Below are 14,541 nucleotides of genomic sequence, written 5' to 3' on the forward strand. Positions count from 1 at the left end.
GGATCACCCGATGCCCGCCTCCCGCCGAAGCCTGATCGCCGGCCTTGCCGCCGCCCTCGTCACCCCTCTGGGCGCCGTCCGCGCGGCCACGACGCTGCGCATCGGCTACCAGCGCTCCTCGACGCTGATCGCGCTGCTGCGCCAGAACGGCAACCTGGAGACGGCCCTCGCACCGCTCGGGGCCGGGCTGTCCTGGCACGAATTCACCAGCGGGCTTCCGATCATGGAGGCGCTGAACGCCGGGCAGATCGACGTGTCGGCCGACGTGGCCGACACCGTGCCGATCTTCGCGCAGGCGGCCGGGGCCCGGATCACCTACATCGCCCAGGAAGCGCCCTCCCCGGATGCGCAGGCGATCCTGGTGCCCGAAGCCTCCCCCGCCAAGACGGTGGCCGACCTTCGCGGCAAGCGGGTCGCGGTCACCAAGGGGGCCGGCAGCCATTACCTGCTGCTCGCCGCCCTCGCCGAGGCCGGCATGACCTTCAAGGACATCACCCCGGCCTACCTGACGCCGGCGGACGGCCGGGCCGCGCTCACCAGCGGCGGCGTCGAGGCCTGGGTCGCCTGGGATCCCTTCCTGTCCGCCGCCCGGCAGCAATCCGGCGCGCGGGTCCTGCGCGACGGCACCGGGCTGTCGCTGTACAAGCGCTACTACCTCGCGGCCGACCCCTACGTGGCCGCCAACGGTCCGGTGCTCGCCGCGCTGTTCGGCCAGCTCGCCGAGACCGGCGCCTGGGTGAAGGCGCAGCCGGACGAGGCGGCCGCGCGCCTGGCGCCCCTGTGGAAGATCGAACCGGAGGTGATCCTGCGGGCGAACGCGCGGCGCAGCTACCGGGTGGAGCCGGTGACCCGGGCCGGCCTCTCCGAGCAGCAGAAGATCGCCGACGCCTTCCGGGCCGAGGGCCTCCTGCCCCGCCCGGTGGACGCGTCCGCCCTCGCAATCTGGGAGCCGCCGGCACGCTGACGCCTCAGGCGCGGTGGACGCCGAGAACCTTCCGGCTCTCCTCTGCCAGCACCGCGTGACGCACCGCGACCGGGCCCTCGGTGGGCGTCTCCTGCGCGGACTTGGCGATGATCGCCTTGAACCGCTTCTTGTCCCAGGACCGGGAGCCCAGGGAACTCAGCACAGCCTCGAGCACGACCCGCACGGCGACCGACCGCTGCCGTTCCCGCGCGAGCTCGGCGGCCAGGAGCGGATCGGCGAACTGCGCCGCGCCGAGCGGCACGACCAGGACCGCGTTGTCGGCCAGCGTCGGATCGTCCTCGTCGGCCCCCGCCGGATCGTCGGAGGCTTTCCGCGGATGCAGGATCTTCGTCGCCTCTTTCAGCAGGATCTGGTGCTGGATCGGAGCCAGGGCGTTCGCCGGGACGTCCTGGCCGGCCAGCGCGATCAGGTCCTTGAACCGGCGGCGCTTCAGGCCGAACCGACCGGTGCTGGCCTGCACCGCCGCGAGCACCCGCTTCAGCGCTGCCGTGCGGTATTCGGCGCGCAGGAGCTGGTCGCGCAAGGTCGCCGCCGTCTCGCTCAGCGGCCCGTCCGGTAATTGTCGTGCCTGATCTGCCAGTTCCAAGATCACCCGCTGCATCAAGGTCGTGCGTTGCCGCCGGGCCTCGTCGTCGGAGGGGCGCGACGCGCCCTTGCGCAGCCAGACGAAGAACTCCGTCGCATGCCGCTCCTGGATGTCCTCGACCGCAAGATCGAGATAGCCGAGAAGCGACAATTCCAGGATCATCAGGCTGAAGCTCGACGGCACGAACACCCAGGCATGCGCGTCGGTGTAATCGGGACGCTGGGCGGCCGCATGCCATTGCGGGGCGTCGGTGAGCGGGCAGACCGGTTCGGCCAGCTGAAAATCGCCCGCGGCCCAAGCGCCGGCCCCGCCCGGCTTCAACGCCATGTTGAGGGCGTAGTCGATATGCGTGCGCAGCGTGTGCCGGTCCCGGCGCTCGAGGAACGCCGTGATCGCGTCTGCCGTGCCGGAGAGCGGGCGGTAGAAGTCGAAGCACTTGCGTTTGTCCGGCACGGCCAGGATCACGACGCCGTCCGGCTTCAGCAGCGTCTCCGCGGCTCTCAGAAACGTGACGATGTCGGTCGTGTGCTCGATGACATGGCTGGCGATGAAGGCGTCGAAAGTCCCGTGCCGATCGCCCGGGACCGCATCTGCCAGCGAGCCACCGGTCCAGACGATGTCGACCTCCTCGATCCGGTCGATCGTCTGGTCATGGTATTTCTTGAGGAGGTCCTCGCGCGACGCGTGGTCGACGACGATCGTGTTCCAGCCGTCGCGCTTCGGAGCAAGAGGATTGAAGCTGGGGCCGATCTCGATGATCCGCGCGTCCTTGCTCAGAGATCGCAACAGTTGCGGCGCTCGCTCCATGTTCAGCTTAGCTCCTCATTAGCGTGCCGCCGCGTACGATGGCGGCGGAGGATCGAAATTTCGTTGCGGAGGAAATCGTCCGGTGGAGAAAAGGCCGCTCGCCGTGGTCACCATGGCCTACAATGAAAGTACGATGTTACCGCTGTGGTTGAGGCACTACGACCGGCAGGTCGGGGCCGAGAACTGTTACGTTCTTGATCACGGCTCCGATGACGGTTCGACGATGGGGATTCATGCGAACCGGATCCGGTTGCCGAGAACCCCCTTGGACGAATGGCAGCGCGTGAGCACAATTCGCGATTTTTGTGCCTCGTTGTTCATTGGTTTCAAGTGCGTGCTCTTCACCGATGCCGACGAATTGGTCGTTGCCGATCCGGATGTCGCATCATCACTGTCGGAATATATCGCGTCTCGGGATGTGCCGCCGGTCCTCGATCTGTTCGGTGCCGACGTCCGCCATGTCGAGGGTGAAGCACCGATCGACCTTCAGCGCCCCGTATCGTTGCAACGCGGATATATCCGCTCGATCTCGTCCCTATGCAAGGCGACGCTGATCTCCAAGCGCACCGATTGGCATATCGGTTTTCACTGTCTCGTCCACGATCATAGACCGAAATTCGGCGATCTGTTCTTGTTTCATCTGGCCCATTGCGACAACGATATCTTGTTCGAGCGCCAGAAGAAGCGCAACGCCGCCGCTCCGGTGGGTATTCCGGATTCACACCACGCCATTCCGCCGTCAGCGTTTCGGGATCACATCAAGACCGAACTCGCCGGACTCACGAGACGACGCATCCAGCTGCGTGCCGGCGAAGATCTCTTCGAGACGACGAAGAGAATATTCGCCGACGCAATCGAGCGCAAGAGTTGGGCGCAGGCGCCTGATCTTTGGCACTTGCCGGACCGGTTCGTCGGATCGTTTTAGAGCGCTCGCAGCCGAAGTGGACGCCGGTTCGGCGTCATCGAGCGCGTTGAATCGACGGCCCGGCGGGCCGGCACGCACGGGCGTCCGTGGCAGCGGTTCGATTGACCGTCGCGCGGGCGGTGCGTAGCAGCTTACCGATGCCGACCCGCCGCCGTCCGCATCGGCCGCAGGTCGCGCCGGCCCGGGCATCACGATCGATCGAATCCGCGTTGGAGAAGCCGCATTTTTGACCTGTGCGTTCAGGACAAGCGGCACGCTTCGGAACCTTGGCCCGAGCGCGTGGCGGATCTCGCGCACGCGGCGCTGATCGATGAGCTGGAGACGTGGCCCAAGCCCGGTCTCGTCAGCCCGGTCGATTCCGGCAGCCACCACGACATGGACGCCGGCACCCTGCGCCGGAGCGCGGCGGCGATCCGGCCCTTCTTCGTCGCGCTCGTGTCGGCGGGCCGCGAAGGCGCCGGAATGGCCGACCTGCGGGCGATCGGCTTGCGGGCCGAGGCGGCGATGCTGGAGGCGACCGGCGGCGTCAACGCCCATCGCGGCGCGATCTTTTCCCTGGGGTTGATCTGTGCCGGCGCCGGTGTGAGCGGGAACATCCCGGCCTCGGCCGAGGCCCGGGCCGAGGCCGTGGGCCGGCTGTGGGGCGGGGCCATCGCGGGGGCGCCGACCTCCGCCGACAGCCATGGCGGTCGGGCCGCGCGCCGCTACGGCGTCGGGGGCGCCAGCGCGGAGGCCGCCGCCGGCTTCCCGACCATCCGGGCCGTGGGCCTGCCGGCCCTGCGCCTCGGTCGTGCCCATGCGCCGGACGATCCCCAGGCTGCGCGGGTCCAGTGTTTCTTCGCGCTCCTCGCGATCCTGGACGACACCAACCTGCTTCACCGCGGCGGCGCCGAAGGCTTGGCCCGGGCGCAGGCTGCCGCGACGGATTTCCTCGGCGCGGGGGGAACCGCCGACCCGGATTGGCGTGACCGCGCCGTGAGGATCCATCGCAGCTTCGTGGCGGCACGACTCAGCCCCGGCGGTTGCGCCGACCTCCTGGCTACGACGCTCTTCCTCGACGCGTTGCCCCGGTTGGCGTGACGGCCCGCGTGCCGGGCCGGCGCGCTCCGTTCGGCCGCATGGGAACGGGCCCGATCCGTGCCTACATGTGTCCCGTCGTCCGTCACGCCCCGGCCAAGCCCGTGTCCCTGCTCAGGTTCGCGCTCCTCGCGCTCGTCCTCGTCTTCCTCGTGCCGGTCGCGGTCTCGGCGACGCTGTATTGGCTGCGCGCGAGCGGCGACTGGCGCTCCGCGGACCGGTCCAGCGCCGGCCTGCTCCCGCCCGCCGAATCCCATCCCGGGGCCGTCGTGCGGATCTTCTCCGCCCGCACCGTGAGCTGGCGCGGAATCGTGGCGACCCACAGCTGGATCGTGATCAAGGGTCCCGGCGAACGCAGCTACCGGCGCTTCGATTACACGGCCTGGGGCCAGCCGATCTGGATCGACCGCTTCGTCCCGGACGGGCGCTGGTTCGGCAACCCGCCCGAGATCGTGTTCGCGGCGGACGGGTCCGACGCGGAAGCGATGCTGCCGCGCATCCGCAAGGCCGTGGCCGAGTACCGCTACGCCCGCCCCGGAGATTACGTGGTCTGGCCGGGTCCGAACTCGAACACCTTCGTGGCGGCCGTGATGGCGGCGGTACCCGAGATGCGGGCCAGCCTCCCCGCTACGGCGATCGGCAAGGATTTTCCCTATGACGGCCGCTGGATCGGGTGGACGCCGTCCGGGACCGGCATCCGGATCAACCTCGGCGGGTATTTCGGCCTCACCCTGGCGTGGGTCGAAGGGCTTGAGCTGAACCTGCTCGGCGGCGTCGCCGGGATCGATCTGCGCCGTCCGGGGATCAAGCTGCCGGCGATCGGTCGCGTCGGCATCTGACCGGCCGTTCGATCTAGTCCTGTCCGCCATGAAGGCGCGGGCGGATCTCGGACGCCCGTATCACCGCATCGTCGTGCCGACGCACAGCATCGGCCGGGTCGGGCTTAGTGCAATCGAACCAAATCGGTATAAGTACACCGATCGATTCGGCGCGATGGGTCATTTTTAAGCGCCATCTTCGATTTTGCACCTTGCTTCATCATGTCGACCGAGGCGACATGTCCCTAAAGGGGAATACTGAAGTTGAAATATTGTATGCCAGCCTGTCGAGCGGCCGGCGTCGGAGAGGCGTTCATGACGAGGGACTCAGACGAGACCCGCACCGAACCCAGCGAGCGGCTCGCCCGAATCTCGGACGCGTTGGACCTGCCGATCTCGGTCTTTTTCGGGGGCGGGCAGGATGCGGCCGTCGCTCAGGGCGCCGCCGACGCGGGGACCGCCTACCTGCTCGCGCTGATCGCTGCGTACCTCAAGAACGCGAAGCCCGAGGCCCGACGCAGCTTCCTTCAATCGGTGGAGGCGCTTATTCAGGCCGAGTCCCGGTGATGGAAACGGAGCCCTTCGCCTGACGCGCGGAGGCGGGAGCCACCGCCCGACCGAGGCAGATCAGTTCCCGTTCCGGGCCATCTGGGTGCGGGCCGGGCTTGCGGCCAGGCTCGGCAGCGGATCCTGCGTGCCGGCCACGACCACGAGGCGTTGAACCTCGCCCCGCAGGTAGGCCTGCAGGAACCGCTCGTAGTCGCGGAACGAGACGCAGCCGTTCGAATCACCCCGCGGTCCCAGCATGAAGGTATGGGCGAGCAGCCCGACGCGGCCGTACACGGCTTCGTTGCCGCCCACCGGCGTGAGCCGGATCGCCCGTACGCCGTGGAACAGCTGCTCCCGCTCCTTCAGATCGTAGGTGCCGGGCGGCGTCGGGCCGCGCATCCGCACGTTGACCATCCGCGGCTCGTCGAGACCTTCCCCGAGGCCGGAATGCGCCTCGAGCTTCTCGCCGTTCGGCAAGGTCACGATGCGCGCCGCGATGTTGTAGATCGCGGTCCCTGCCGTGGGGCGTGCGTCGGCGGGGGCGAGCGGCGGAGAGATGCGCCGCTGCGGCACGAGGTCGGCGGGCCGGCTGTCGAGGGCCGCGTAAGCCAGGGCCGGCGCGCGCTCGACGCCGAACAGTTTCTCCAGGAACGAGCGGTCGTCCTCGCGGGGCTGCACGGGAAGCGGCGGCAACTCGCGGCGGGCCACGCGCCGCTCGGCCCTGCGGCCGAGATCGGGTCCGCGCGCGGACCGGAATTCGGGTGGCCGCGGCACCGGGAGCGGAACGGTCATCGCCGCACGCGGGGGCTCCGTAACCTGGGTCTCCGGCACGGGGTCCGGAATCGACGGGGCTGCGGAGGGCTCGATACCGGACCACGCCCAGCGCGACAGGGGACCACCGGTGGCGTCGCGCCAGGCCTCGTCGGCGGGCGCTTCCGCCGCGAGCGGCACGGTATCCTGAGCCGACTCGACGGCCATGCTCTGGCGGTCGGGAACGGCCGACAGGTCGTCGCCGCGTTGAACGGGCGGCTGAAGCCCCGTCCCGAGGGCTGCCAGCGCGACCGCGGCGGTCAGGACCGCCAGCGGGCCCGCACAGGAGCGGCGTGCCATCCGGGTGGTGGGGCCGCCGAGCGGCACGGAGTCGATAGCCATGCGGGCGCCAATGCTCTCGTCGCGGAGCGGGCGCCTGCCGGATCATCGCCACCGCGGTCCTTTGGAACCGTCGACGGGTCTCGATGGGCCGGCCGGCCCCGCCTGGACGAAACAGCGGGACCGGGCCGGCTTTTCTGCGGCAGCTGCGTGGTCGATTCAGGATCGATCGGGACCATTTTCGGGCCAATACCGCTTCAACCCGATCGGCCCGAACAGTATTCGCTAACAGCCAAGCTTCAATCGTTGTCGATCTGCTTGCCCAGCTGCGCGATCGCCCGCTCGTAGACGGTCGCCGCGTTCCAGCCCTGGAGCGCCACGAAGTTCGGCTCGCCGGGCTGGTAGCCGGCACCCGGGCGCCAGCCATGCGCCTTCAGGAAGTTCGCGGTGGACGACAGGGCGGCGCCGACGTTGTTCAGGTCGCCGGTCCCGTAGGTCAGCACGTTCTTGGGCAGGAACTGCGTGTGGCCGACCTCGCCGTGGGCCGCGCCGCGGGTGCTCGACGACAGCAGGCCCCGGTCGACCAGGGTCAGGGCCGCGTAGAGCTGATCCGTGAAGTATTCGGAGCGGCGGCAATCATAGGCCAGCGTGGCCACCGCAGAGAGCGTGTTGACGTTGCCGCGGACCGCCCCGAAGCCGGTCTCCATGCCCCAGATCGCCAGGAGCGGACCCGGGGGGACGCCGTAGCGCTGCTCGATCGAATCGAACAGCGCGGCATGGGTCCGCTTGAGCTGGCGGCCCTTCGACACGATGGTCGGGCCGCCGCGCTTGGCCAGGAACTGCTCGAGCGACAGCTTGAAGCTGCGCTGGCCCCTGTCGGCCGAGATCGTCGCCGTCGAGTAGCTGGTGGTCTCCAGCGCCGCCAGGCTCGCCGCGCTGGCCTTGCCGCGCGCCTCCTGGGCGAATTCCCGCTTCCAGGTCTCGAACCCGGCCGCCGTGTTGCCGCACTGCGCGGCCTCCGCCTGTCCGGCCGCGCCGGCGAGCCCGGCGAGCGCCGCCACTGCAAGGGTCATACGCCGCATTTGTTCGATCACGCCCAACACTCCTTCGGCGCGAGATCGCGCCACGTTTCTCAACCGATACCGTGGAACATCTCGTCGATAACAGGGCGAGATGATGTCGGCCACGCCGTCCGCCGGCCGTGTTGTATTCGGACCATAGCCGATGCGCGCACGCGCGCTGAGGCGTCCGGACGGCCATTTGCCATCATCGTGAACGCCGCCGCACGGCCATCGAAGACGGTGGCTTCCGTCGGTCGCGGCGTCGGCGACGCCGTTTCCAAAGCGACGCATCCATCCGGTAAGGCCGCGCCGCAAGACGATCCCCGATGTCGTCCGGTTTTGGTGCGGCGTGAATGCTTTGCCAGCGAAGTGCATATCCGTAAAAGAACCTTTTGTGATGTCACAACATCGTCAAACGACAATCATAGCTTTGCCGGCGGAAAGATCGCCGCGGGGATACGGTGTGGGGCCGATGACGTTCCGCTTGATGTTGCGCCTTCCGCGCCGCCGTCCCGCCTGATCGCCGGGCCCTCGCGATGTCCGTGATGTCATCGGCGGATCGTCCGCCCCCCGCCCGAGACAGTGCCGCCAGCGGCCGGCTCGAACCGCTCACGGTCCCGATCCGGGCCTGAGCCCGCCCTTCCCCGAACCCCGGATCCATCGGCCCGCGGCGCGGCCGGCGGCCGGGTGCCTCAGCCCGACAGACAGCGAGAGACAGGACCCTCATGGCCCTCGGAACGCACGGCACCGGTTCACCGCGGGCGGCGACGCTCGGTCCCGACCTCGATCGCGACGGCGTCGCCAAGGCCTATGGCCGTTGGGCGCCGGTCTACGATCTGGTGTTCGGCCCGGTCTTCGCCCAGGGCCGGACCCTGGCGGCGGCCGCCGCCGAGCGGATCGGCGGGCGTGTCCTCGAAGTCGGCGTCGGCACCGGCCTGTCACTGCCGGCCTATCGGCGGGCCGCCAGCATCGTCGGGATCGATATCTCGGCGCCGATGCTGGAGAAGGCGCGCAGCCGCGTCGCCCGGCTGGCCCTGCGCAACGTCGAGCGCCTCGCCGTGATGGACGCCGAGCACCTCGATTTCGCGGACGCGTCCTTCGACGTGGTCGTGGCCCAGTACGTCGTGACCGCGGTGCCGAACCCGGAGGCGGCCCTGGACGAGTTCGCCCGGGTGCTCCGTCCCGGCGGCGAGATCGTCATCACCACCCGGATCGGGGCCGAGGGCGGCCTGCGGCGCCTGATCGAGCACACGCTGATGCCGATCACGAGCCGCCTGGGATGGCGGACCGAGTTCTCCTGGGAGCGCTACGCCGCCTGGGCCGCGACGGCACCGGTGGAGGTCGTGGAGCGCCGGGCCCTGCCGCCGCTCGGCCATTTCTCCCTCATCCGCCTGCGCAAGCGCGACGCCTGACCGCGCGAGCCTTCTGACCCGCCCCCCACCCTCGATCGGAGAAGCACGGCATGGCGAGCTTTCTTGAGACCCTGCGCGTCCAGCGCTGGGACGACCACCGATATTATCACCACAACCGGATCAACCAGAGCCTGCACGTGGTCAGCGCCGTGAGCTTTCTGGTGGCCTACGCGGTGGCCTTCAAGGATCCCGCGACGGCGGCGCTGATCGGCTGGCTCCTGGCGATGACGAGCCGGCAGGCGGGACACCTGTTCTTCGAGCCGAAGGGCTACGACCACGTCAACCACGCGACGCACGAACACAAGGAAGAGATCAAGGTCGGCTACAACCTGCAGCGCAAGATCGTACTGCTGGCGATCTGGGCGCTGTCGCCGCTGCCGCTCTACTTCGATCCGAGCCTGTTCGGACTGATCTCGCCGCACCAGACGACCACCGACCTGATCCGCAACGTCGGCTGGATCTGGCTGTGGCTCGCGATGGCCGGCCTGCTGTTCCGCACCGTCCAGCTGTTCTTCGTGCGGGACGTACAGACCGGTCTGGTCTGGGCGACCAAGATCCTCACGGACCCGTTCCACGACATCAAGCTCTACCACAAGGCGCCGCTGGCCCTGCTGCAGGGTGAGATGGTCGAGGAGCACGAGCCGCACGAGCGCGGAGCCTGATCGTTACCCGGCCTCGCCGAGCCGGGGGGCTCTCCCCGCCTCGGTGATGCCGGGCAAAGTCCAGGTTTCAAAAGGTCCTGGACCTTTTGCGGGTGCAGGGCAGAGCCCTGCAAACTCGGGGCTGCACGCCCCGAACCCTGCCAAAGGGCCGGAGGCCCTTTGGAAACCCGATCAGGCCTGGTCCGGTGCCCGGAGGCCGAGACGAGCGCCGAGTTTGCCCAGTCGGATCGCCGCGACCTCCCGCAGGATCGCCTTGCGGATCGCCTTGTCGGTCGTGGCGCCACCGTCCCACCAGCCATCCGCCCGCATGGCGTTCGCCGCCGCCACGAACCGGGCGGCGACCGTCTCGAACGCCGCGTCGTCGTAGGCGAGGCTGAAGATCATCCGGCCGGTCCCGACCCAGGACAGGGCCAGCCCCTCGGCACGCAGGTAGAATTGCAGCATCCAGTTGTAGCGCGACGGCCGCGTGTAGAGGACCGTCCAGACCGTGGACATGTTGGCGACCCGCACCGGCAACTCGGCCACGGCCAGCAGCGCGTTGAGCCGCGCGGCCCGGGCGTCCCAGGTCGCGTCGAGGTCTCGGTAGAGGGCTGCGACCTCCGGCGTCTCCAGGCGATCGAGGAACGCGCTCATGGCGCCCATCACGTAGGGATGCGCGTTGAACGTCCCGCGGGCGAAGCAGATGTCCACCGGACGGTCGTCCCGGAAGCGCCGCATCAGGTCGGCCCGCCCGCACAGCACGCCCACCGGCAGGCCGCCGCCCAGGGTCTTGCCGTAGGTCACCATGTCGGCGCGCACGCCAAAATACTCCTGCGCGCCGCCGCGCGCGAGGCGGAATCCGAGGAACACCTCGTCGAAGATCAGCACGATGCCGTTGGCCGTGCAGACCGCGCGCAAAGCCGCGAGCCACTGCGTGTAGGCCTCGCGGTCGAAGGCGGCCTTGCGGGCACTGTCGACCAGCGCGGAATCGGACGGCGCGCCGGCATTCGGATGCATGGCCTGGAGCGGGTTGACCAGCACGCAGGCCACGTCCCGGCGGCTGGAGAGCACCCGCAGCGTCCGGTCCGACATGTCGGCCAGGGTGAGCGTGTCGCGGGTCGGCACCGGGTTGCCGATGCCCGGCTGCACCTCACCCCACCAGCCGTGATAGGCGCCGCAGAAGCGCACGATCCGGCGCCGTCCGGTGTGGTAGCGGGCCAGCCGCGCCGCCTGCATCACCGCCTCGGTCCCGGACATGTGGAACGAGACTTCGTCCAGGCCCGAGAGCGCCTTGAGCCGCGCGACGTTGCCGGTGACCACCGGGTGCAGCGGCCCGAGCACCGGCCCGAGGGCGGCGACCTTCGCGGCACCTTCATCCAGGCAGGCCCGGTAGACATCCACGCCGAGCAGGTTGACCCCGTAGGACCCGGCCAGGTCGTAGAAGACGTTGCCGTCGAGATCCGTGACGGTGACGCCGCCGGAGGCCGCCGCGAAGGCCCCGGCCCCGAGATGCGCGCGCACCTGGCCGGCATACTGGAACGGCACCCGGTACAGCCCGGTGAATTGCAGGTCGGAGAGGCCGTCGCGGACCGCGTCGGTCTCGGCCCGGGTGCGGGCGAACCGCGCGCGGTAGAGTTCGGAGAGCCGCGCGAAGCCGTTCTCCCGCCGCAGCGCCACCGTCTCGTCCGGATCGTCGGAGCGGAAGAACGCGCGCTCCGAGTAGGCGTAGTGCGGGATCAGCCCGGCCACGCGCCGGGCCATCCGGGCGTGGCCGGTGAGGGATGGATGCTTGGCCCGGGACAGCTGAAGGCGCTGCGCGGCCTTCGGCAGGGCGACCAAAGCGGCTGCGGCGGTGGCGGACAGGGTGGCGAGGAGTGCGGACATCGCCCCCCGCCGTATCGGAGGCGGTTCACGGCATGATGACGGTTTCGGGATCACGGCTCAAACGCGCTCTGGCGCAGGTGGGCGCTCAGGAAGATCTGAACTTCCTGCTCACCAACCGCCTGCCGCGCCGGCTCGCCACCCGGTTCATGGGCTGGTTCAGCCGGATCGAGCAGCCCCTGGTGCGCGACGTCTCGATCGCCACCTGGCGGCTGTTCTGCGACGTCGATCTCACCGACGCCCGGGAGACGCGGTTCCCGAGCCTGCACGCCGCCTTCGTGCGGGCCCTGCGCCCCGGCGCCCGCCCGGTCGCCGGGGACCCGGCCATCCTGGTGAGCCCCAGCGACGCGATCCTGGGCGCGCACGGCCGGATCGAGGCCGGGCGGCTCCTCCAGATCAAGGGCCTCTCGTACAGCCTCGCCGACCTGCTCGGAGGCGACGCGGAGCTGGCCCGCGCCCACGAGGGCGGCGCCTACGCGACCCTGCGGCTGACCGCCGGAATGTATCACCGCTTCCACGCCCCCCACGACCTGCGGGTCGAATCGGTCCGCCACATCTGGGGGGACACCTGGAACGTGAACCCGATCGCGCTGAAGCGCGTCGAGGCCCTGTTCTGCCGCAACGAGCGGGCGGTGCTGCGCCTGCGGATCGCCGGCCACCCCGTCACCCTGGTGCCGGTGGCGGCGATCCTGGTGGCGGGCCTGCGCCTCGGCTTCCTGCCCGAGGGCGTGGCCCTGCGCCGGACCGGCGGCCGCCCCCTGCCCAGCACCGCCCGCCTGGAGAAGGGCGCTGAGATGGGCTGGTTCGAGCACGGCTCCACCATCGTGGTCCTGGCGTCGCCGGGTTTCACCCTGTGGCCGATGCTGCAGGAGGGCGGCCGCCTGCGGATGGGCGAGCCGCTGATGCGGCTTCCGCAACCGGGATAGCGCCGGACGGTCGGATCGCGGTCCGGCCGCCGCGCCTGTTCAGGCCGCCTGGACCTTGACCAGGAAGTCCGCGACCTCGACGCTCAGCCGTTCCGATTGGTGCGAGAGTTCCGTCGCGGCGATCAGGACCTGCGACGCCGACGCTCCGGTCTCGCCGACGGCGGCGGTGACCGCGCCGATGTTGCTCGTCACCGCCTGGGTCCCCTGGGCCGCCTGCGTGACGCTGCGGACGATCTCCTGGGTGACGGCGCCCTGCTCCTCCATAGACGCCGTGACGCCGACCGCGATGGAGCGGAGCTCCACGATGGTCGCCGAGATCGTCCGGATCGCCTCGACGGCCCGATGGGTCTCGCCCTGGATGGCCGCGATCTGCCGGGAGATGGTCTCGGTGGCCTTGGCGGTCTGGGTGGCGAGTTCCTTGACCTCGCCCGCCACCACGGCGAAGCCCCGGCCCGCCTCGCCGGCGCGCGCCGCCTCGATCGTGGCGTTGAGGGCGAGGAGATTGGTCTGCGCCGCGATGCCGCTGATCAGCTCGACCACCGCGCCGATCGACTCGGCGCCGTCGGCCAGTCCCTGCATGATCGCGGTGGTCTGAGCGGCGTCGGCGGCGGCGCGCTCGGCCATGTCGGAGGAACGGACGATCTGGACGTTGATCGCGCCGATCGAAGCCGCCAGCTCTTCGCTCGCCGCGGCGACGGTCTGTACGTTCGCCGAGGTCTGCTCGGCGCCGGAGGCGACGCTGAGCGACTGCGCCGCCGTCCGGTCGGCCGTCCGGCTCATCGCCTGGGCGGTCGCCTCCATCTCCTCCGCGGCGGCCGACAGGGTCTGGGTCATCTTCGAGACGGCGCCGCGGAACGTGCGGGTGGCCTCGTCCAGCGCCAGCGTGCGGCGGTCCTTGGCCGCGTTCTCGGCGGCCGCCTCGGCGTCGGCACGCCGCTTGGCGATGAGCGCGTCCTTGAACACCTGCACGGCGCCGGCCATGGCGCCGACCTCGTCCCGGCGATCCGCGCCGAGAACCGGCGCGTCCAGGTCTCCGGACGCCAGGCGGGTCATCGCCGCGGTCATCCCGGCGAGCGGGCCGGCGACCTGCTTGAGCACGGTCAGGATGCCGTACACGATCGCGACGGTGGCCAGCGCGACGGCGGCGAGGAGAAGGAGGCTGGTCCAGCCCGACGTCCGCTGCGCGCTCTCGAACGCCTCCCGCGCCTCCCGGATCTGCAAGCCCGTCAGCTGTCCGATGCTGGCTTGCGTCCGCACCATCGCGTTCAGGAGGTCCGCGTGCCGATCCGCATAGGCGCTCGTCTGGTTGGCGCCGGCGAGGCGCACGAGATCGGCGATGATCGTGTCGTTCCGGTCGATCTGCCCCTGAAGCTCCGCGGCGAGGATTTTTTCCTCGGGGGTCAGATACGTGGCGAGGTAATCGGCCCATCGCCGCTTCGCCTGCGCCTGCGTGCGCTGGATGATTTCGACCCCCGGACGCCGATCGGACTGTCCGCCACTCAGGGTGCGCGAAGCCTCCACCAGGCTGTCGTAGGCATCGCGCAATCCGCTGAACTGACCGAGCGGAACGACCCGGTCCTCGAAGACCGTCTGCAGACTTCGCGTGTTCCAGTACAGAGCCAGATTTCCGAGCGCGGTCGAGCCCAACAACAGAACGCCCAGGATCGCCAGAAGCGCAACGAGTCGGGTTTTAATAGTCACGTGCATCAACGACGTCCGGTCCACGGCGATTCGAATTTCGAAGCCGGCACGATATCAATCGATGCTCGAAGCGATGGCAAGTT

The 14,541-nt window shown here is 69.7% G+C and carries 13 protein-coding genes; 8 read left to right on the forward strand and 5 right to left on the reverse strand.

Features of this window, described 5'->3' with window-relative positions; translation table 11 throughout:
* Positions 1-10 precede the first annotated feature (10 nt).
* On the forward strand, positions 11-964 hold the full coding sequence (locus FV233_RS24530) for an aliphatic sulfonate ABC transporter substrate-binding protein (protein ID WP_147899052.1): 954 nt from the start codon (positions 11-13) through the stop codon (positions 962-964).
* A gap of 4 nt (positions 965-968) precedes the next feature.
* Here FV233_RS24530 and FV233_RS24535 read toward each other — a convergent pair whose 3' ends face one another.
* Positions 969-2,378, reverse strand: a complete 1,410-nt coding sequence (locus FV233_RS24535) for a methyltransferase domain-containing protein (RefSeq protein ID WP_147899053.1) — start codon at positions 2,376-2,378, stop codon at positions 969-971.
* 82 nt (positions 2,379-2,460) lie between these two features.
* Here FV233_RS24535 and FV233_RS24540 point away from each other — a divergent pair, with 82 nt between their 5' ends.
* The 4 genes from FV233_RS24540 to FV233_RS24555 all read left to right on the forward strand — a co-directional run bounded on the left by FV233_RS24540 (position 2,461) and on the right by FV233_RS24555 (position 5,765).
* Positions 2,461-3,303 (forward strand): glycosyltransferase family 2 protein, encoded by an 843-nt coding sequence (locus FV233_RS24540; protein WP_147899054.1) that lies wholly within the window; start codon positions 2,461-2,463, stop codon positions 3,301-3,303.
* Between the two features lie 279 nt (positions 3,304-3,582).
* A complete protein-coding gene (gene mdcB, locus FV233_RS24545; RefSeq protein ID WP_348642249.1) occupies positions 3,583-4,383 on the forward strand; it encodes a triphosphoribosyl-dephospho-CoA synthase MdcB in 801 nt (266 codons plus the stop codon).
* Between the two features lie 101 nt (positions 4,384-4,484).
* Positions 4,485-5,219, forward strand: a complete 735-nt coding sequence (locus tag FV233_RS24550; protein WP_147899062.1) for a DUF3750 domain-containing protein — start codon at positions 4,485-4,487, stop codon at positions 5,217-5,219.
* A 294-nt stretch (positions 5,220-5,513) separates the two neighbouring features.
* Complete coding sequence (locus FV233_RS24555; protein ID WP_147899056.1) at positions 5,514-5,765, forward strand: hypothetical protein; 252 nt, start codon at positions 5,514-5,516, stop codon at positions 5,763-5,765.
* A 60-nt stretch (positions 5,766-5,825) separates the two neighbouring features.
* Here the strand turns inward: FV233_RS24555 and FV233_RS24560 are convergent, their stop codons facing one another.
* Together FV233_RS24560 and FV233_RS24565 are read right to left on the reverse strand one after the other, a co-directional pair.
* Positions 5,826-6,899: a tlde1 domain-containing protein gene (locus FV233_RS24560; RefSeq protein WP_147899057.1), complete on the reverse strand. Its 1,074-nt coding sequence runs from the start codon at positions 6,897-6,899 to the stop codon at positions 5,826-5,828.
* Between the two features lie 236 nt (positions 6,900-7,135).
* Positions 7,136-7,918, reverse strand: coding sequence for a lytic transglycosylase domain-containing protein (locus tag FV233_RS24565; RefSeq protein WP_187277776.1), 783 nt, complete (start codon positions 7,916-7,918; stop codon positions 7,136-7,138).
* A gap of 704 nt (positions 7,919-8,622) precedes the next feature.
* Between FV233_RS24565 and FV233_RS24570 the strand changes: the two genes are divergently transcribed.
* A complete protein-coding gene (locus FV233_RS24570; protein WP_147855540.1) occupies positions 8,623-9,309 on the forward strand; it encodes a methyltransferase domain-containing protein in 687 nt (228 codons plus the stop codon).
* A gap of 50 nt (positions 9,310-9,359) precedes the next feature.
* A complete protein-coding gene (locus tag FV233_RS24575; protein ID WP_147899058.1) occupies positions 9,360-9,971 on the forward strand; it encodes a hypothetical protein in 612 nt (203 codons plus the stop codon).
* Positions 9,972-10,142: 171 nt separating this feature from the next.
* On the opposite strand, the gene FV233_RS24580 is transcribed toward FV233_RS24575, so the two are convergent.
* Entirely contained in the window at positions 10,143-11,834 is a 1,692-nt protein-coding gene (locus FV233_RS24580; RefSeq protein ID WP_147899059.1) for an aminotransferase class III-fold pyridoxal phosphate-dependent enzyme, read from the reverse strand.
* Positions 11,835-11,866: 32 nt separating this feature from the next.
* On the opposite strand from FV233_RS24580, the gene asd reads away from it, so the two are divergent.
* Positions 11,867-12,757, forward strand: a complete 891-nt coding sequence (asd, locus tag FV233_RS24585; protein WP_147899060.1) for an archaetidylserine decarboxylase — start codon at positions 11,867-11,869, stop codon at positions 12,755-12,757.
* A gap of 39 nt (positions 12,758-12,796) precedes the next feature.
* Here asd and FV233_RS24590 read toward each other — a convergent pair whose 3' ends face one another.
* Positions 12,797-14,464 (reverse strand): methyl-accepting chemotaxis protein, encoded by a 1,668-nt coding sequence (locus FV233_RS24590; protein ID WP_147899061.1) that lies wholly within the window; start codon positions 14,462-14,464, stop codon positions 12,797-12,799.
* Between the last annotated feature and the right edge of the window lie 77 nt (positions 14,465-14,541).

This window comes from Methylobacterium sp. WL7 (assembly GCF_008040085.1).
Taxonomy (GTDB): domain Bacteria; phylum Pseudomonadota; class Alphaproteobacteria; order Rhizobiales; family Beijerinckiaceae; genus Methylobacterium; species Methylobacterium mesophilicum.